Annotated in this window: 15 protein-coding genes; 10 read left to right on the forward strand and 5 right to left on the reverse strand. The window is 67.5% G+C overall.

Annotation, left to right across the window (positions count from 1 at the left end):
• Window positions 1–77: 77 nt before the first annotated feature.
• Genes HOP12_04105 through HOP12_04115 form a run of 3 tightly spaced genes read right to left on the reverse strand, consistent with a single transcriptional unit; the run spans window position 78 to window position 3,983 of the window.
• Complete coding sequence (locus HOP12_04105) at window positions 78–875, reverse strand: ABC transporter ATP-binding protein (protein NOT33336.1); 798 nt, start codon at window positions 873–875, stop codon at window positions 78–80.
• Window positions 872–1,885 (reverse strand): esterase, encoded by a 1,014-nt coding sequence (locus tag HOP12_04110; protein ID NOT33337.1) that lies wholly within the window; start codon window positions 1,883–1,885, stop codon window positions 872–874. The genes HOP12_04105 and HOP12_04110 overlap by 4 nt, the downstream gene beginning before the upstream one ends.
• Entirely contained in the window at window positions 1,872–3,983 is a 2,112-nt protein-coding gene (locus HOP12_04115) for a hypothetical protein (GenBank protein NOT33338.1), read from the reverse strand. Before HOP12_04115 ends, HOP12_04110 begins: the two co-directional genes overlap by 14 nt.
• Window positions 3,984–4,113: 130 nt before the next feature.
• Here HOP12_04115 and HOP12_04120 point away from each other — a divergent pair, with 130 nt between their 5' ends.
• The 3 genes from HOP12_04120 (at window position 4,114) to HOP12_04130 (ending at window position 7,336) form a co-directional block, all read left to right on the forward strand.
• Window positions 4,114–5,694, forward strand: a complete 1,581-nt coding sequence (locus HOP12_04120; GenBank protein NOT33339.1) for a GAF domain-containing protein — start codon at window positions 4,114–4,116, stop codon at window positions 5,692–5,694.
• Between the two features lie 215 nt (window positions 5,695–5,909).
• Window positions 5,910–6,446 (forward strand): RNA polymerase sigma factor, encoded by a 537-nt coding sequence (locus HOP12_04125; protein NOT33340.1) that lies wholly within the window; start codon window positions 5,910–5,912, stop codon window positions 6,444–6,446.
• Window positions 6,443–7,336, forward strand: a complete 894-nt coding sequence (locus HOP12_04130; GenBank protein NOT33341.1) for a hypothetical protein — start codon at window positions 6,443–6,445, stop codon at window positions 7,334–7,336. The genes HOP12_04125 and HOP12_04130 overlap by 4 nt, the downstream gene beginning before the upstream one ends.
• A 32-nt stretch (window positions 7,337–7,368) precedes the next feature.
• On the opposite strand, the gene HOP12_04135 is transcribed toward HOP12_04130, so the two are convergent.
• Window positions 7,369–9,006, reverse strand: a complete 1,638-nt coding sequence (locus HOP12_04135; protein NOT33342.1) for an HD domain-containing protein — start codon at window positions 9,004–9,006, stop codon at window positions 7,369–7,371.
• Window positions 9,003–10,775, reverse strand: a complete 1,773-nt coding sequence (locus HOP12_04140; GenBank protein NOT33343.1) for a HEAT repeat domain-containing protein — start codon at window positions 10,773–10,775, stop codon at window positions 9,003–9,005. Before HOP12_04140 ends, HOP12_04135 begins: the two co-directional genes overlap by 4 nt.
• 214 nt (window positions 10,776–10,989) lie before the next feature.
• Here HOP12_04140 and HOP12_04145 point away from each other — a divergent pair, with 214 nt between their 5' ends.
• From HOP12_04145 to HOP12_04175, 7 genes are all read left to right on the forward strand, one after another.
• A complete protein-coding gene (locus HOP12_04145; GenBank protein ID NOT33344.1) occupies window positions 10,990–11,976 on the forward strand; it encodes a hypothetical protein in 987 nt (328 codons plus the stop codon).
• Entirely contained in the window at window positions 11,973–12,998 is a 1,026-nt protein-coding gene (dctP, locus tag HOP12_04150) for a TRAP transporter substrate-binding protein DctP (GenBank protein NOT33345.1), read from the forward strand. The genes HOP12_04145 and dctP overlap by 4 nt, the downstream gene beginning before the upstream one ends.
• A 40-nt stretch (window positions 12,999–13,038) precedes the next feature.
• Complete coding sequence (locus HOP12_04155) at window positions 13,039–14,802, forward strand: TRAP transporter large permease subunit (GenBank protein NOT33346.1); 1,764 nt, start codon at window positions 13,039–13,041, stop codon at window positions 14,800–14,802.
• A gap of 278 nt (window positions 14,803–15,080) precedes the next feature.
• Window positions 15,081–15,230 (forward strand): 50S ribosomal protein L34, encoded by a 150-nt coding sequence (gene rpmH / locus HOP12_04160; protein NOT33347.1) that lies wholly within the window; start codon window positions 15,081–15,083, stop codon window positions 15,228–15,230.
• Between the two features lie 149 nt (window positions 15,231–15,379).
• Complete coding sequence (rnpA, locus tag HOP12_04165) at window positions 15,380–15,736, forward strand: ribonuclease P protein component (GenBank protein NOT33348.1); 357 nt, start codon at window positions 15,380–15,382, stop codon at window positions 15,734–15,736.
• 211 nt (window positions 15,737–15,947) lie between these two features.
• A complete protein-coding gene (gene yidC, locus HOP12_04170; protein NOT33349.1) occupies window positions 15,948–17,810 on the forward strand; it encodes a membrane protein insertase YidC in 1,863 nt (620 codons plus the stop codon).
• Window positions 17,811–17,946: 136 nt separating this feature from the next.
• Window positions 17,947–18,244 (forward strand): hypothetical protein (locus tag HOP12_04175; protein ID NOT33350.1); only part of this gene is annotated, 298 nt, incomplete at its 3' end.

The raw sequence follows: 18,244 nt of genomic DNA on the forward strand, positions 1-18,244 counted from the left end.
GCCGCGCCGCGTGCGTCCGCCGACGCGGAACGCGGCGACGAAGCGCCGCATTCGCGAGCGCAGCACCCGCGCCACGATCACGTCGCCTGTGCCTCGCGCGTGAGTTCGAGGAACACGTCTTCGAGTGTCGCCTGGTGGTGGGCACCGCGCAGTTCGTCGAGTGTTGCGGCCGCGACCACTCGACCGTGATGCAGGATCACGACCCGATCGCACAGCCGCTCGACCACGTCGAGCAGGTGGGTCGAGACCAGGATCCCTCCGCCGCGCGCGGCATGCTCGCGCAACAGGTCCTTGAGCGAGCGGGCGGCGAGCGGATCGAGTCCGTTGAGCGGTTCGTCGAGCAGCAACAGCATCGGCTCGTGGAGCAGCGCCGCCGTCACCGCGAGCTTCTGCCGCATTCCGTGCGAGTAGGTCTCGGTCGGATCGTGTGCCGCTTCGCGCATTTCGAAGCGCTCGAGGATCGCGGCGCCGCGTCGTGTCGCGAGGTCCGCGGGGACCTGATAGAGCGCCGCAACGAACTCCAGGAACTCGTAGCCGGTCAAACGCTCATAGAGGTATGCGCGGTCCGGGACGAAGCCGATGCGCGCGCGTGCCTCGAGTGGCGATCGTTCGAGCGAGTGACCCGCGATCTCGACCTCGCCCGCGTCGGGAGCCAGGAGCCCGGCCGCCATTCGCAGCGAGGTGGTCTTGCCGGCTCCATTGGGGCCCAGGAAGCCGACGATCTCGCCCGCGCGCACTTCGAGACTCACACCATCGACCGCGGTGAACTTGCCGAACCGGCGCACCAGCCCTCGCAATGCGAGCGGCGGCGATGCGGGAGTCGACTCCGCCCGTGGGGCCGGCGTGGCGGGGTCGAACGGGCCGGTCGTGCTCATGCCGAGTTCGCGGTCAACGCTCGGCCGATGCGCGGCAGGCTCTCGTCGTAGCGATAGCTCACGTTCATGTGTGCGTCGTCGAACTCGAGATGCTGATGAGCGACGCCGTGCGCGGTGAGACGGCGCGCCAGCATTCGCGCGCCCAGGTGCAGACTCCATTCGTCACGCGTCCCGCAGTCGAGATACACGAGCCGCATGCCACGCAGCGCCGCGGCGTGTGCTTCGATCAACGCCAGCGGATCGTGCGCGAGCCATCGCTCCCAGACCGCGGCTCGGAACTCGCCGCTCTCCAGATCGAACGGAAGGTCGAAGCCGAACGGCGGGGTCGCGGGGTTCGGGCTGTAGGCCGCCGCCATGCCGAGCAGGTTGAGCACCGTGAAGTCGTCGTGCTTCTTCTGCAGCTTCGCTTCGAAAGCGTTCATGAACGCGGCGAGTCCGCCGGCGTGCTGGAGCAGCGAACAGACTTTCGGGATGTCGGGCCGGTAGCAGTAGTCGAAGCACACGTCCCCGCTATGGCTCGCGACCGCTCCGAACACGTCGGGGTGTCGCATCCCCAGCACCAGAGCACCGTAGCCGCCCGACGACTTGCCGACCACGCCGCGATGCGCGGGCGACGCGAGTGTGCGAAAGCTCCGGTCCGCCCACGGCACCAGTTCCTCGATGAGGTGATCCTCGTAGCGGCCGGTGGCGCTCGAGTTGAGGTACTGAGAGCCGCCGAAGCGGGTGAACGCGTCGGGCATCACCACGATCATCTCTTCGCACGCGTGATTGGCGATCAGCATATCGAGACGATCCGGCAGCGCCGGTGACCACGGGCTGTCGTTCAGCAACATGCGACCACGGCCGGTGAAGCCCGTCAGCACGAAGACCATTGGATAGCGTCGTGACTCCGAGTTCGCGTAGGACGGCGGCAGGTAGACCGGCACCGCTCGCTCATGAGGGTCGCCTGACGCATTGCCGCGCAGCAGCGCGCTCTCGAATCGCTCGATTCGGACTTCACCGCGCTTCATGTCTGCCTCCGGACGTCGACGGCACGCCGAAATCCACCTGCTCGACGCCGACCCGATGGCGTCGTTCGAACTCGGCGAGTCCCGGGCGAAGCACGCTGTCGCTCGACCAGGTCGGGTGTACGCGCCGCAGCACCGCCAGCTCGGTCGCAGCGCTTTCGTCGAGCCGCGTCGCCACGAGCCCGAGAAACAGATCGCGGCGCGCCAGCCAGTCGCGTGGATTGAGCCACGTCGCGACCTTCAGCTCGAGCAGACCGTACTTGAGGTTGTCGTGCCGCAACAGGTCTCCGAGCACGGCGTGCGCATCCGGACGCCCGACGCCGTAGCGGATCGCGAGCACCAGCCAGCGGCGGGTCTCGAGCGTGTCGCGGTGGTCGAGCAGCGCCATGCGGGCGAGCCGCATGCTGTCGTACCAGGCGAGCGAGTCCTCGCTGAAGCCCGCGCTGCGCCACGCACTCTCGGCGACTCCGCGACGGCCGCGCATCAGTTCCGCCCAACCCAGCCAGTAGAGATTGTCGATGGCAGGCTCGGAACCCGCGAGCGCGCGACGGAACGCGTGCGTCGCGCCGTCCAAGTGATTCATGAGCAAGAGGTCGGTGCCGACCTGGAACAGCGGATCACGCACGCCGGTGTCCAGTCGAGCGAGCCGCGCCCCGTCCCAGTAGAAGAAGCGCAGCGGCCGATCCGCCGCGGTCGAGTCGGAGAACTGGGAGTAGAAGTACGAGGCCAGCGTCGAATCCCGGTAGAGCGTACGGATCAGCGCGCCATTGCCCATCTGGAAACCGGCATAGGACGGCAGCGTGGCGAAAAAGAAGCGCGTTCCCGGCGGCGGCGCGGGTTCAAGTCGTCGGACCTGGCGCGCGAGCGAGTCGGTGAGCGCGGCGCCGCGCTCGAAGTAGAAGGGCGTCAGATGAGAGGTCCATCCCCACGCGCGGTCGGCGACCGCGAAGGCGGGAGCCGTCGCCATGATTCCGTGCATGCCGAGCAGCGAGACGCAGGCCACCATCCACCCACCGAAGCGCGCGTCGCGAGCGAGCGTCGCCACTGCGATCGCACCGCCGACCGCCGCGACCGTGTAGTAGTACGAACTCCAGGTGTGAGCGACCGGGCCCGCGGCCAGCGACAGGGCCCCGAACCAGCATGCCGCGAACGCAAGGGCGCGACGGCGCGTCGGAGGCTCGCTCGAGGTGCGGGATTCGGCGGGTGCAGATGCTCGGCCGGTCGGCAACAACAGGCCTGCGGCAGCGAACGCGGCGAGCGGCCACGCGACGCGCGAGAGCGCTTCTCGCCACCCGGCCGCAATTCGCACGAGCGCCGGCGGATGATCGAGTCCGAGCAGGCTCTGAACGCCGTGCACCACACCCGCCGCGAATGAGAAGCCATCGAAGCGCAGGAACGCGGTAGCGCTCGAGGTTCCGCCGCGCACCGCGAGATTCGCGCCCAGCCACAGGACGATGACCGCCGCGAGCGGCGCCAGGCGAGCGGCGATCTCACGCCATCGAGAACGCTCGACGATCAGACCCCACGCCAGACACGCGAGCGGCAGCGGGGCGACCGACTCTTTGCTGAACAATGCGAGCGCGAACGCGAGTGCGGCCAGCCAGTTGCGGCGCGCCCGGAAGGCCTCGAATGCCGCGAGCCCGAACGTCAGCGCGAGGAGTTCCTGCGCGCAGGAAATCCAGGTGAGATTCACGCGCTGCAGCGGCAGCAGCGCGAAGTAGAGCAAACCGAACGCCGCGCCGGCACCGCCCGCGAGCGCCCACAGAAGGCGCGCGAGCAGCCCCAGTGCGGCCACGAACAGCGCGGCACTGACGAGGTGATAGAGGAGCGGATGTCCGCCGGCGAGCGGACCCAGCACCTCGAAATAGAGCGGACGCGAGACCGGTCGGTAATAGTTGCCGAGCGGTCCGAGACTCGTGGCCCACGACCCGAACGAGTGGCCGCGGGCTGCCTCGAGGAACAGGAAATCGTCGTTCAGGAAGCCGATTCGCAGCGCCCCGGCGTAGAGCAGCCCGAGACCGAGCAGGAACAGCGCCGCGAAGCCCGCGATGTGGAGCGGATTTCCAGGAGCTGCGGGCTTGGAGGGTTCCGGGTGGTTCACGGCGCGGAATCTAGCCGTTCTCGCGGCCATTCCCGCAATGCCAGATCCAGCCTCAAGTTGCGCCCCATCCCTCGCCGATAACCCGGGCGAAGCGGAATCCGCCCCGATTCCCCCTCGAGCGCATGGAGGCGTGTTGAAGTCTGTCCACGAGAATCGCACCCGGTCGCTCGAGCGTCGCAGCTGGTGGCTGTGGCTCGCCGCCTTCGCATTGCTCTTCAGCCTGACCGTGACGATTCCCGCGCTCTACCTGCCTCTCATCGATCTGCTCGGCGTACAGAACGACGCCGAGCACTGGGTGCGCGAAGGCTACAACGTCTTCGTCGGTCTCGGCGGCCTCATGACGCTGTTCTGCCTGTTCACCGTCAACAAGCAGGCGGAGCTGCACCGCGTGCGCGCTCAGCTCGAACGTGAAGTGCGCGAGCACGACGACGTGCGTAATCGCCTCTCCGAGGTCTCCGCGTTGTTCACGCTCGCCACCACGCTCAACCTGCATCTGCGGCTCGAGGTGGTGCTCGAGATCATCGTGCGGCGCGTGGTCTCTACACTTCGGGCGCAGCAGGCTTCGATCATGCTCTATAACCCCGAGAGCGGAGTGCTCGAGACTCGCGCCACCTACGGCCTCGAGTCCGAGTTCGCGAGAAACGCCAAGGCGCGACTCGGCGAGGGCATCGCCGGATGGGTGGCAGAGCGGAAGGAAGCGCTGCTGCTGGGACCCGACGAGCGCAACAAGGACTTCACGCGCCACTACAAGAGCAATCGCAACATCACGTCGGCGCTGTCGCTGCCGCTGCGGGTCGGCGACCGCTGCGTCGGCGTGCTGAATGTGAATCGCATCAATCATCCCGACAGCTTCCAGGAGCATCACCGCGAAACCCTGCGTCTGTTCGCGGAGCACGTCGGCGCCGTGATCGAGCGCGCCGAGACGCTGGAGCGGCTCGCCAAGCGCACTCAGGTGCTCGAGGAGTCGAACCTGCAGCTCAGCGAGCTCAATCGCGTGAAGGACGTGTTCCTCTCGACCGCGACGCACGAACTCAAGACACCGCTCACCTCGGTGATCGCCTATGCCGAGCTGCTCGAGCATCACGAGGGGCGGCTCGGACCCGAGCAGCAGTCCGAGTTCCTGCGCCGGCTTCGCAACGAGGCGCGTCGACTGCTCGGACTGATCGACGACATCCTCGATCTGCAGCGCATCGAAACCGGCAAGCTCGTGATCGAGCGGGTGCCGGTGACGCTCGACACCATCGTCGAAGCCTCGCTCGAAACCACCACGCCGATCGCGGACAAATACAAGGTTGCGATGCGCTCGGCACTCGCCGCCGACCCTCCGATGCTGGAGGTCGACGAGGTGAAGATGCGCCAGGTGGTGGTCAACCTGCTGGTCAACGCGATCAAGTTCAGCCCCGAGGGCAGCACGATCGAAATCCGCACCCTCCGCGAGGAAGACTTTGCGGTGCTCGAAGTCGAGGATCACGGCCCGGGCGTCAGGCCCGAAGACTCCGCGCACATCTTCGCCCTGTTCGGGCAGGGCGTGCGCGATCGTGAATCGACGCGCACGGCAGGGCTCGGAATCGGGCTGCACCTGGTGCGGCGACTGACCGAGCTTCAGGGCGGCCACGTCGGCGTCAACAGCACCGCCGGGCGCGGCAGCACGTTCTGGGTCAGGATCCCGCTCCCCGTCACGCCCGCCCTCAAGGTGCGAATGGCGGCCTAGTCGCACTCGCGACCGCTGCGCCACGGGCGTGGCGACGCGACTTTCTGCATCGAATCACCCGGACGCGCAACTCCTCTGCGGGGTGTGGGATACTGCCGCCCCGCCGCCGCGTCTCTCGGCCCACCCTCCTCCTCCCCATGACACACTCCCGCGCCCCGTCCGTACCCGATCGTGACAGCCCGCGCCTCCCGTTCGATGGGGCCGAGCTGCGTGCCGTGATTTCGCGCGATCCGGTGGCGCTTGAGCGCTTCTGCGTGCGGTGGCTCGATCGCGTATACGGGCTGACCTACCGGCTGCTCGGAGATCGAACGCTCGCCGAGGACGTGACTCAGGAGGTGTTCTTGCGCGTGCATCGCGCGGCACACACGCTCGACCCCGAGCGCGATCCGGGGCCCTGGATCATGACGATCGCGCACAACCTGTGTCGTGACGTGTGGCGTTCGGGTGCCTATCGCATGGGGCGCGCGTCCGCGACGCTCGATGATCCGCACGGAGTCGCCGCGGTGCTGGGCGGCAAGCCGGACGATGATCCGGAATACGAGCTGTTGAAGCGCGAGCGGGAACGACTGGTGCGCGAGGCGCTGCAGGAACTACCCGAGTCGCTGCGGCTCGCCGTGGTGCTGCACGAATGGGGTGGCCTCGGGCACGAGGAAATCGCGCGGCGCTCGGGTATCGAACACGCGGCTCAGCGCAAGCGATACTCGCGCGCGCTCGTGGCGCTGGCGAAGCAGCTGCGGGAGAAGCTCAAGTGAAGCCGGATCAGGAACCGCTCGAACCCGAAGCGCTCGAGGTTGCGCGCGCGTTGCGCGAGCTCGAAGCGCCGCCCGTCGACCCCGCGTTTCGGGCGCGGGTGACGCCGGCGTTTGCACGCGGGACGCTCACCGAGGGCCGCTTCTCGGGGCTCGCCGGCGAAGTGGATCCCGAGGCGGAGCGCGAGACGCCCGAGGCCGAATTCGAGGACGCGAACACCGCGCCGTTTCCAGCTCGCGTGGTGCGCGGTCCGTGGCGCCGCGTGCGTCAGTCCGCGCTGCTGGCCGCCGCGGCCGCACTGCTCGTCTCGATCGGGCTCGGATTGAACGCCGGGCCCGACTGGACGGTCGTCGACATCGCGGGTGACGGGGTGGTGAAGGTCGATGGTCGGCCGCTCTCGGTGCGAAACCTCGAGGACTTGAGCCGCGCGCTGAGGCGCGGTGGCCGGCTGGAGACCGCAGGCGGCGGGCTCACGTTGCGGGCCGGCAACGAACTGTTGATCGAGGTGACGCCGGGCAGCGACGCGGTGCTGCCCGCCGCGCCGAATCGCTGGTTCGATCGCGGCGCCGAGGCGCGCCTTGCGGCCGGAGAACTGCGCATCACGTCCGGGAGCGACTTTCGAGGCGCGCACCTCGGCGTGCGGACGCCGGAGGTGATGGTGGGTGTGAGCGGCACCACGCTCGCCGTGATTCGTGAGCCGCACGGCACCTGCATCTGCGTGCTCGAAGGCCGCGTCCAGGTGGCGCCACACGGTGCCCTCTCGCGCCCGGTCGATCGTGGGCAGCGCCGCTTCGTCTTCAACGATGGTCGCAGCCCCGAAGACGCGGCGATTCGAGAGGTCGAGAACGTGAAGCTCGGCATGTTCCGCGATCGCATGACGGCGTCGCGCTGACGGCACTCGACGCGAGCGGCCGCGGCACCGGGCTACATCGTGCCCAGTGCTCCTGGATCGACCGGGTAGCTCTCGGGCGGCAGCGCGCGCTTGACGGTTCGATCGTCCGGAATCGGCCGCAGCTCCACGAGCACGTCCTCGATGCGCCGACCATCGGCGTGAATCAGCACCCGCACGTGCGGGCGCCCGAGGTCCTTCGCATTCGGTGACAGCACGACCGCGATCGAGCCGTCGTCCATTTCGATCAACTGCCCCGGCGGGAAATAGCCGAGCGTCTGAACCAGAGCCCACAGCATCGCGGGATCGAACTTGGGCTTCAACGGACCGAGCATCATGCCGAGCGCCATGTAGGGCGTGATGTTCGCGCCGCGTTCGCTGCGGTGCCCCTGCAGGCTCGCGTAGCAGTCCGCGACCTGCACGATGCGCGACAACATGCTCGGCTTCCACCCGTTCTCGAGCACCGGGTAGCTGTCGGTTCCGGTGGTCATGTGATGCTCGAGCGCCACTTTCATGCATCGCAGCGTCGTGCCGTTGAGCGTGGTCGAGCGCGCGATCAGCTTGGCGCCCTCGATCGGGTGACGGCGCACCGCTTCCCAGTCGGCCGCGTCGAAGTGGTCGAACGGATGGTGCACGTGGTCCGCGACCAGATGCTTGCCGACATCGTGCATCAGCGCCGCGACGCCGAGATCGAGCAGCGCGCGCCGATCAAGTTCTAGGAAGTGTCCGATCGTGACGGCGACCAGCGTCACGTTGACCGCATGTGCGTAGGTGTACTCGTCGCGATGCGAGAGCGTGTGGAGCCCGAGCACTGCGGGCATCTCGATGTTGCCGCCGTCGACAAGTGGCTGCACGACGCGTTTGGCGTGGCGCATTTCCATACCGTTCTGCAGCGATGTGTTCGTCAGCAGCGAGCGCGCGCCCTGCACCGCGTTCGCGTAGGTCTTGCGCGCGGCCCCGCGCGGAGCCGCGAACTCGGCACTGGAGTCGCCGCCCGAACCGTCGCCCGATCCCAGCCCCTCGGGGCCGTGCGAGCGCAGGCCGTACTTTGCGCCGGGCCCGCCGCCGCCCCAGTCCTCGCCGCCGCGTTCCGAGAGGGCTTCGTCACCCGGCGGTTTGGAGGCTTCCCAGTAGAGGTCGTAGCCGAAGCCGTCCTCGGGATTGTCGGTCGAGGCATGGATCACCGGAATGACGTGATCGATTCCGTTGCCGACGCACGCGCGCAGCAGATCGGTGCCGTTGTACGCCTCGGGTTCCTTGAACAGCCGGAAGAACGTCGAGAGCTCGGCGGTGGTGACGCCCTGCGTGAGCTTCAGTCCGGCGATGCGCCGTTTGGAGAGCTCGTCGAGCAGGTGCTGGTGATGCTTCACGTTCGAATTGCGTACCGGAATGCGGAAGCCGTTGAGGAACAGGTCGGACTCGAGCGACACCAGCACGACCTCGCCCGTTTCCTCGAGCGTGCTCTCGATCAACGCGAGCACGCTCTCGAGCTGCTGCACGAACACCATGTTGTCCGAGGAGTAACTGCGGCTCACCCGGATGACGGCCGAGATGCGGGGCAGCAGCTGCAGCGCGATCTCACGCTGTTTGTCGTCGGTGCCCATCGCTGCGCGCGCCGCGGCCGAGCGGACCGGATTGCGCGCGCCGGAGTCGGGAGTGGCTTCGTCGCTCATGCGCTCCTCGTGTTCATGGCCTCGAGACAGGCGTTTCGCACCGCTTCGGCGCGCGAGCGCAGTCCGGTCGCCAGCGCGGAGATCGCCTTTTGCGTTCCGATTCGCTGCAGCGTGCGGGCGGCCGCGATGCGTTCGAAGGTCGAGCGTGCGAACCAGCCGCCCTTGTGCAGCAGGATCTCGAGGCGCGGCACGATCTCGTCGTCGCCCAGTTCGCCGAGCGCGTTGAACAGGGCTCGCTGGCTCTCCTCGGCGCGGGTCTCGAAGTCGGGCGCTTCGACCTGTCGAAGCACCGCACGCGCGATCGCCGGGGTGCGAAAGCGCGCCAGCATGCCGAGTGCGGCGGCGAGCAGCTGCGGATCTCGAGTTCCGAGCTGTTCGAAGAGCAGCGGAACGCGATCGGTGGCGGGAACGTTTCCGAGCGCCTGGACCACCGCGCGGCGCACGCGCATCTCCGGGTGGTGCGAGGCCATCTCCAGCATCGGCACCACCGCCGGCCCGCCGATCTGCCCCAGAATGAACACGACGTTGCGAACCACGTACCAGCGCGAGTCTGTGATGTAGGGCTCCAGGACCTCGGGATCTTCGGTGCACAGGTAGGTGAGCATCGTGCATGCCGCGGCGCGGGTGCGGCTCTTCTGTGCTTTCGCCATCACGGCGCACGCGAACTTCACCGCCGGCCGACCGATCGCGACCGTGAGCCCGAAGAAGCGTCCCTGGTCGTCGGTGGTCGATTCATCCAGGTGTTCGGTGATGTCGTCGGTGTCGAGTCCCTGCAGCGCGTTCGAGAAATCGTCGTTCGAGAACGCGCCGTCGGGATCGAACCGACGCAGCAGTTCGAACGCGCGCTGCGCTTCTTCCCAGTTGCAGTCCTGGATCGAGCCCACCACCCAGGTCACCAGCGCCCGCGCGATCGCCGCGCTGGTCTTGGAATCGGGGTCCGCGACATGGATCGCCTGCAGCAGTTGCGGCGCCTCGTCCTGCCACTCGATGCCGCGTTCCGCCGCCCACTCGGTGAGCAGCCGAGTGCGCGTGAACTGCATGGTGCGATCCAACTTCGAGTAGGCCTCCGCCACTTCGACCCACTCGGTCGGCAGCGGCCAGTCGTCGAAGGTGTCGCGATGGAGTCCCATCGAGGCGCCCTCGATTTGTCCGATATCGGCGCGGATCTCCGAACCGTTCGGGGACCAGGCGTAAGAAAGCCCCTGATGCGAACCCTCGGCGGACTCACTGGTCGGACGCCGCGAGTGCAGGAAGATGGTCTGCGAGACCGGCACCGCGTCGACCCGGATCTTGGTCGTGTTCGCCTGCCACAGCAGCGTCACCAGATCGTCCTGCATCTGCGAGTTGACTCCGACCACCAGCAACGCATCGAACAGCGCGTCGAACTCGTGGCGAGGCACCTCGGGCGTCAGCACCAGCGAGCGGATCCCGTCGCGATAGAACAGGAACGGCAGGCGTTCCTCCGGCGTGGGAGTCGCATCGACTCCCAGCTTCACGCCCGCGGGTCGCACCACCGGCTCGTCGATCAGCAGGATTTCGAATGGAGTGAAACGCAGATGCCAGCTTCCCGCGGCGAGCAGGTCCTCATTGAGCTGAGCGAGCAGTGCGGGACGCAACGGCGTGACGATCGGATTCTCGCCGCGGTACAGGCGGCAGGTCTTGAGCGCGCGTGCGAGCGCGCGGAAGAAATGCGCGGCACGCTGACCCGAAGGCGACAGGTCGCGCAGCGTTCCCTGGCGAGACGAGATGTTCTGAGACGAGGTGCTCATGGAGCCTCGATCGCTGCCGAGTCCGTTCGGGCGCGCACGCCCCGGGTATGCCACTGGGTTATCGGCCCGAGGCGAGTTCCGATTGAGCGCGACTTTGGGTCGGGCGGGGGAGGCAAGAGCTTGCAGTACTTGGGGTTTGGCGGGGCTGAACGAGTCGCCCTCGGACTCGGGTGCCTTCTTGACCGGCCCGGGTCTGCCGCCTACTTTGCGGCGCATGGTGCGCAATCCCCGTGGCCGCCCCGACCGCCTGCTCCTGATGGCGATGCTCGCGCTCGTGACGAGTTCGTGCTCGATCCAGCGCATGGCGACGCGCGGGGTCGCCGACGCCCTGACCCGGGGCCCCGACGTCTACTCGACCGACGACGATCCCGAGCTGGTGCGGGAGGCGATTCCGTTCGGATTGAAGACGCTCGAGTCGCTGCTCGCCAGCCTTCCCGACCACGAGGGCCTGCTGCTCGCGAGCTGCAGCGGCTTCACGCAGTACGCGGTCGGCTTCGTCGCCATGGACGCGCTGGCGGTGCCGGCCGAGGAATTCGCGCGGGCCCAGGCACTGCGCGAGCGCGCGCTCGGGCTATGTCTGCGAGGGCGTGACTACGGTCTTCACGGCCTCGAGCGCCGTCACCGTGGCATCGGTGCTCAGCTCCAATCCGCACCGGTCGCTGCAGCGGCTCAGATCGGACGCGAGGAACTTCCGATGCTCTACTGGACCGCGGCCGCGTGGGGCTCGGCGATCAGTCTGGGCAAGGATCGTCCCGAGCTGCTGGCCGACGTCGCAACGATTCGCGCGCTCATGGAGCGCGGACTGGCGTTGGACGAGCGCTACGAAGACGGCGCGTTCCATGAAGCCATGATCGTGCTCGATGCACTCCCCGAGGCGATGGGCGGTTCGCGCGAGCGGGCGCAACGCCACTACGACCGAGCGCTCGAACTGACGCAGGGACGCCGCGCAAGCCTGTTCGTGACGTGGGCCGAGAACGTGACCGTGCCGGCCCAGGACCCTGCCGAGTTCTCGCGCCAGCTCGAACGCGCGCTCGCGATCGATCCGGCTGCATTTCCGAAGCTGCGGCTGATGACATTGCTGATGCAGCGCAAGGCGCGTGCGCTCGAAGCGCGGCGCAGCGAACTGTTCCTCGAGCTGGACGAAGCCACCGAACCTTCTTCGAATGCTCCCCGGCATCTCGATCTTCAGGAGAGACCATGATTCGCACCTTCGCGCGCTTCGGCGGCGCGCTGTCGTTCCTCGTCCTCGCACTGGCGCTGCCGCCGTCGAGCACCGCCCAGAGCCAGGGCACCGTCATCAAGCTCGCCACCCTGGTGCCGGACGGCTCGATCTGGGATCTGGGCCTCAAGCAAATGGGCGCCGAGTGGTCGCAGGGCACCCAGGGGCGCGTGAGCCTTCGCATCTATCCCGGTGGGGTTGCGGGTGACGAGGGAGACGTAGTGCGCAAGATGCGCATCGGTCAGATCCATGCGGCTTCACTGACCGTGGGTGGCCTCTCGGAGATCGATCCGGCCTTCAAGTTGTTCACCATCCCGATGTTCTTCGCGTCGTATCCGGAGCTGCGCGCCGTGATCGACAAGCTCACGCCGATGCTCAAGCAGCGCCTCGAAGCCAAGGGATTCGTCCTGACCAACTGGGGCCACGGCGGCTGGGTCTACGTGTTCTCGAAGCACCCGGTCAGTTCGGTCGCGGATCTTCGGAAGACCAAGCTGTGGGTCGGAACCGACGCGGAGATGGCGGGACTCTGGAAGTCCAAGGGGTATTCGCCGGTTTCGATTTCGGCCACCGACATCATGACGGGCATCCAGTCAGGCATGCTCGAAGCGATCTACATCACTCCGGTGGTGGCGGTCGCGCTGCAGTGGTTCCGCCAGACCCCGAACATGTGCGAGCAGGGGCTCGCGCCGCTGGTGGGCGCGACGGTGATCTCCAAGGCGGCGTGGAACAAGCTCTCGGAGGCGGATCGCAAAGTGGTTCAGGCCGCGGGTCTCAAGCTCGAGGCCAAGCTCGAGCGCGAAGTCCCCAGGCAGGACACGCTCTCGGTTGCGGTGATGCGCTCGCGCGGGCTCAGGGTCGTGCCGGTCTCGGCCGCGCAGGCGAAGGAGTGGCGCACCGAGGCCGAGGAGTTCGCGCAGGAGATGCGCGGTGCGCTAGTGCCTGCCGAAGTGATGGACCTGGCGCGGCGCGAGCGCGACGCCTATCGGGCGCGCAGTGGAAAGTAGGGCCACGCCGCGGCCGTCTCCGTTCGGGCGGCTCGAGATCGTGGTCGCGAGCGTGGCGCTCGCGCTGATGGCGGTGCTGCCGATCGCCGAGATGGTGGCGCGCAAGCTGTTCCATACCGGACTGCCCGGCTCCGAGTCCTTCGTTCGCCACCTCACGCTGTGGGTGGGCTTCATGGGGGCGGCGATCGCGGCGAGCCGCGGCGAACTGCTGGCGCTCGCGACCGGCACCATGATTCCGGACGGACGCTGGAGACGCGCGGCCGGCATCTTCGCCGCGGCGATCGGGGCCTGCGTGGCCACACTGCTGGCGCGCGCGTCGTTCGACATGGTGGTGGTGGAGCGCGAGTCTGCCGGGGTCATCGCACTCGGGGTGCCGGTGTGGATCGGCCAGCTCGTGCTGCCGATTTCCTTCGGGCTGATCGCATTGCGGCTCGCGTGGCGCGCGTCGCCGGGCTGGGTCGGTCGGAGCATCGCCGGGCTCGGGATCGTGGTGGGGTTGATCGTCGCGCAATACCCGACGCTGCTCGAGAACCGCACTCCGTGGCCATTCGCAGCACTCGTGATCGTCGGAACGCTGCTCGGCGGTCCGTTGTTCGCGCTGCTCGGCGGCGTGGCGCTCGCGTTCTTCCTCAAAGACGCAGTGCCGATCGCCGCGGTGCCGGTCGAGACGTATCGGCTCGCGGTCTCCCCGACGCTTGCCGCGATTCCGCTCTTCACGCTGACTGGTTTCTTTCTGTCGGAAGGCCGCGCCTCGCAGCGGCTGCTGCGGGTGTTTCGCGCGCTGCTCGGCTGGCTTCCGGGCGGCACCGCGATCGTGACCGCAGCGGTGTGCGCCTTCTTCACCGCGTTCACAGGCGGGTCCGGCATCACGATCCTGGCGCTCGGCGCAATTCTGCTGCAGGCGCTCAAGCAGGAGGGTTATCGCGACGAGTTCTCGCTCGGGCTCATCACGGCGTGCGGCTCGCTCGGGCTGCTGTTCCCGCCCTCATTGCCGGTGATCCTCTACGGAGTGGTCGCGCAGATCCCGATCGAGAATCTGTTCCTCGGCGGCCTGCTGCCGGGTTTCCTTCTGCTCGCGATGGTGGCGGTCTACGGAATCCGCGAGGGCATCAAGCAGAAGGTGCCGCGCCAGCGCTTCGCTTTCGGCGAGCTGTTCGCGTCGATGAATGGCGCCAAGTGGGAGCTGCTGCTGCCCGTGGTGGTGCTGATCGCGGTATTCGGCGGGTTCGCGACCATCGTCGAGGCGAGTGCGCTCACGGTGCTCTACACGTTCGTCACGCAGTGCTTCGTGCAGCGCGACCTGTCGGCGACCCGTGACGTACCGCGAGTGCTGGGGCACAGCGTGGTGCTGGTCGGCGGCGTGCTCGTGATCCTTGGCGCGGCGATGGGGCTGTCGAGCTACATGGTCGATGCCGAGGTCCCGGCCCGGCTGGTCGAGTGGACCCAGAGCCACGTCCACTCACCCGCCGTCTTCCTGTTGGGGCTCAACGTGTTCCTGCTGATCGTCGGGTGCCTGATGGACGTGTTTTCGGCGATCGTGGTGGTGGTGCCATTGATCGTGCCGATCGGCATGGCGTTCGGGATCCACCCCGTGCATCTGGCGATCATCTTCATCGCCAACCTGGAATTGGGCTACCTCACGCCGCCGGTCGGACTGAATCTGTTCCTCGCGTCCTATCGGTTCCAGCGACCGATGATGGCGGTGACGCGCGCTTCCTTGCCGATGCTGTTGATCCTGCTCGTCGGCGTGCTGCTGATTACCTACCTGCCGTGGCTGACGACCGTGCTGGTCTCGGGCAGATAGAGCGCGGACCGCGGATCGACTGCGGCACGGACGGGTCTCCGGCGCCGGGGGGCTCAATGCCGTGGACTTCTCTCTGATTTTGAATGACTGCTTCAGCGTGGTGGGCTGGCCGTTCACCGCCAGAGTCTGCTCGCCTTGGTCGCGATCTCCGGTCGATCACCGCGCGTCGCGCCTGGCCGGAGGGCGATCGCGGCAGCGCTTGACGCCCCGCGCGGCCTCCCTTAGTCTGTCCCATCTTTTGACCACCTAACCTGTTGCCATTTCGAGGTCTTGTACACATGAAGCGCACCTACCAGCCGAAGAATCGCCACCGGAAGAAGGTTCATGGTTTCCGGCAGCGCATGAAGACCAAGGGCGGTCGCTCGGTGCTCTCCGCCCGCCGGGCGCAGGGCCGTAAGCGGCTGTCCATCTCGTCCGAGAAGAGCTAGTTCCGCTCGGACATTCCTTCGTCAGTCGCGCCCCCGCTTTCTATCGGGCCGCGATCCACCACGGCGCGCGATCGCGCGCCTGCTCCGCGCGCGAATCTCGGGCGCGAGCGGTGGTCCTCCCCGCGGGGTAGCGCGTCGACGTGGAGCGCATCCATCCGCAACATCGCCTCACACAGTCCCGCGATTACGCGGAGCTCAAGGCGCGCGGCACTGCTTTCCGCGGGCGATTCTGCCTGCTCGTGGTGTGCCCGTGCGGCGAGCAGCTCACGCGCGTCGGGTTCGTGGCTTCGAAGCGCGGGGTCGGCAACTCGGTGCAGCGGAATCGCGCGCGGCGCCGCCTGCGCGAGATCGTTCGACGTCGCTGGGATCGAGTTCCGACGCTCGGTTCCATGCTGATGTTCGTCGCGTTCCGCAGCGTGCTCGTGGCACCCCATCAGGACCTGGCCTCCGACGTCGAGCGCGTGCTGTCGCTCGCGGGGGTGTTGTCTCCGGTCGAAGTCGCGTGATTCGCGCGCTCTTACTCGCGACCCTCCGGCTCTATCAAGTCGTGCTGTCTCCCTTCGCGCGTGGCTCCTGCCGCTTCACCCCGTCGTGCTCCGAGTACGCCCGAGAGGCGATCGAGCGACACGGGATCCGGCACGGCTTCGCGCTTTCGGTCCGCCGTTTGTCGCGCTGCCATCCGTTCGGCGCCCACGGCGTGGACCCGGTGCCCTGACCATGATGGATCGTCGCACCTGGATCGCGGTTGGCCTGTGCGTGGTGTTCCTGTTCGCCTATCCGCAGATCCTCAAAGTGTTCGGCCTCCAGCAGTACCTGAATCCCGGAGCTCCAAAGCCACCGGTCGCCGATTCGGCGCAGGTCTCCGGCAACTCGACCGGCCTGGCGACCGGAATCGGCTTCGGCACGCCGGATTCCGCCGGCTCCGGCCTGACGCCGGCCGGCACCGCGACCTCGACCTCCGCCGCGCCACCGACTCAGGCGCAGCTCACCAGCCTGCCGTTTCGGCCGGTGCGCTCCGAGATCGAACGCAACTACGCGATCGAGACGCCCCTGTACCGCGCCACCTTCACGAACCGCGGCGCGCGACTGCTCGCAGTCGAGCTCAAACGTTACTCCGCAGCACTCGGTGCGAAGGGCGTGCAGACCGGACGCGCCGCCCTGCTGCCGCGCAACAACGGCGCGCTGGCGCCCGAGGATCGCGTCGTGCTCGCGGGTGGACCTTCGGTCGCGCTCGACCTGGGAGCGGGCGACGCGCAGCGATCGCTCTCGGGAGTCGTCTACACCGCGACCGAGAGCCTCGATGCGAGCGGTGCTCTGCGCTCGCTCGCGTTCACGACCTACGATTCGACCGGGTTGTTCCTGCGCCAGACGTGGCGCGCGCGGCCCGATGACTATGCCCTGGATCTCGAAGTCGAGATGCGCGGCGTGCCGGCGAACTGGCGACTCAGCAACTACTCGGTCACCGCGCAGAGCTGGCCGCTGCTCGACGAGTACGACTACAAGAACGAGCACTCCTCGTTGCGCGCCACCGCGCTGATCGGCACGAACCTTCAGCGCGTGTCCGAGGGGCAGGTCGGCAAGGGCCCCAAGGTGTTCGACGGGAACGTCCAGTGGGTCGCCGTGCAAACTCGCTATTTCATGGGTGGCGTTGCGGTGGTGCGCGGATCCGCGCAGTCCGCCGTCGCTCACAGTGTGTCTCGTCCGATCTCGGCGCAGGAAGCGGCCCGGATGCCTGCCGATCAACGGTCGAAGGCGCCGGTACTCGCCAACACGCTGGTGATGGGAATGCCGGGCGAGACCGATCCGCTCAACCGATTCCGCGTCTACTTCGGACCGAACGAGTTCTCGCGACTCGCGAAGCTCGGGCTCGGTCTCGAACGCATCGTGGATCTCGGCTGGAGCTGGGTGCAGCCGTTCAGCAAGGGCCTGCTGTACGTTCTCAATGTGTTGAACTCCGTGGTGCGCAACTACGGAGTCGCGATTCTGCTGCTCGCTTCGCTGGTGCGTCTGCTGCTCCATCCGCTGAACATGATGAGCATCCGCAGCATGCGTTCGATGCAGAAGATCCAGCCCGAGGTGGAGCGGCTGCGCAAGAAGTACGAGAAGGACGCGACGGCCATGAACACGGCCATCATGGCGCTGTACAAGGAGCACAAGGTGAACCCGGCAGGGGGCTGCCTTCCGATGCTCGTGCAGATGCCATTCTTCATCGCGCTCTACTCCGTGCTGTACAACGCCATCGAGCTTCGGCACGCACCGTTCGTCGCATGGGTCCATGACCTGTCGTCGCCGGACGTACTCGCCATGGTGGGGCCGTTCCCACTGCGGCTGCTGCCGATCCTGATGACGCTGGCGGGGCTGTTGTCGCAGCGACTGACCCCGACCGACCCGCGCCAGGCACCGACCATGTACCTGATGAACGTCATGATGCTGGTGTTCTTCTACAACCTGCCGTCGGGGCTGGTGCTCTACTGGACCGTGATGAACCTGCTCACCGCGTTGCAGCAGTGGTTGGCGCTGCGCGAAGACGGCGGGAGTCGCGGTTCGGAAACCGTGGTGAGGATGGGTTCCGCCAAGTAACGTAGCCACACGCCGGGCGGTCCGGCGCCGCGCGACCCTGTCCGCGCGCGACTCGCCGCCCCACACGCTGGTTCGAAGCGAGCGCAAGCGACCCGACCTCACGTCGGGCCCCGCGCGCCGCCGACACGAGGATGCAATGGATTCCAAAGGCAACATCTACGAAGGCAAGACTCTCGAAGACGCCGTACAGAAGGGACTCGACGCGCAGCGCATGACCCGCGCGGAGGCCCAGATCACCGTGATGGAAGAGGGCAAGAGCGGATTTCTGGGCTTTGGCGCGCGCCCATTCCGAGTGCGCGTGGCCGCGCGGCCCGGCGGTGCGTTCCGCGAGACCGCGGCCGACGGCAGCGATCGTGGCAGCCGTTCGGTCCGCAGCGGGCGCGACGGTGGCCGTGATTCCGGGCGCGGCGAAGGCCGTGGAGCGGGTCGTGGCG

It is taken from the genome of Candidatus Eisenbacteria bacterium (genome assembly GCA_013140805.1).
Classification (GTDB): Bacteria; Eisenbacteria; RBG-16-71-46; order RBG-16-71-46; family RBG-16-71-46; genus JABFRW01.

Excerpts from the sequence above, each read along its gene's own strand:
- HOP12_04135 (NOT33342.1), bottom strand. The coding sequence starts at position 9,006 with ATGAGCGACGAAGCCACTCCCGACTCCGGCGCGCGCAATCCGGTCCGC.
- HOP12_04145 (NOT33344.1), top strand. The coding sequence starts at position 10,990 with ATGGTGCGCAATCCCCGTGGCCGCCCCGACCGCCTGCTCCTGATGGCG.
- dctP (NOT33345.1), top strand. The coding sequence starts at position 11,973 with ATGATTCGCACCTTCGCGCGCTTCGGCGGCGCGCTGTCGTTCCTCGTC.
- HOP12_04105 (NOT33336.1), bottom strand. The coding sequence starts at position 875 with ATGAGCACGACCGGCCCGTTCGACCCCGCCACGCCGGCCCCACGGGCG.
- yidC (NOT33349.1), top strand. The coding sequence starts at position 15,948 with ATGATGGATCGTCGCACCTGGATCGCGGTTGGCCTGTGCGTGGTGTTC.
- HOP12_04110 (NOT33337.1), bottom strand. The coding sequence starts at position 1,885 with ATGAAGCGCGGTGAAGTCCGAATCGAGCGATTCGAGAGCGCGCTGCTG.
- HOP12_04140 (NOT33343.1), bottom strand. The coding sequence starts at position 10,775 with ATGAGCACCTCGTCTCAGAACATCTCGTCTCGCCAGGGAACGCTGCGC.
- rpmH (NOT33347.1), top strand. The coding sequence starts at position 15,081 with ATGAAGCGCACCTACCAGCCGAAGAATCGCCACCGGAAGAAGGTTCAT.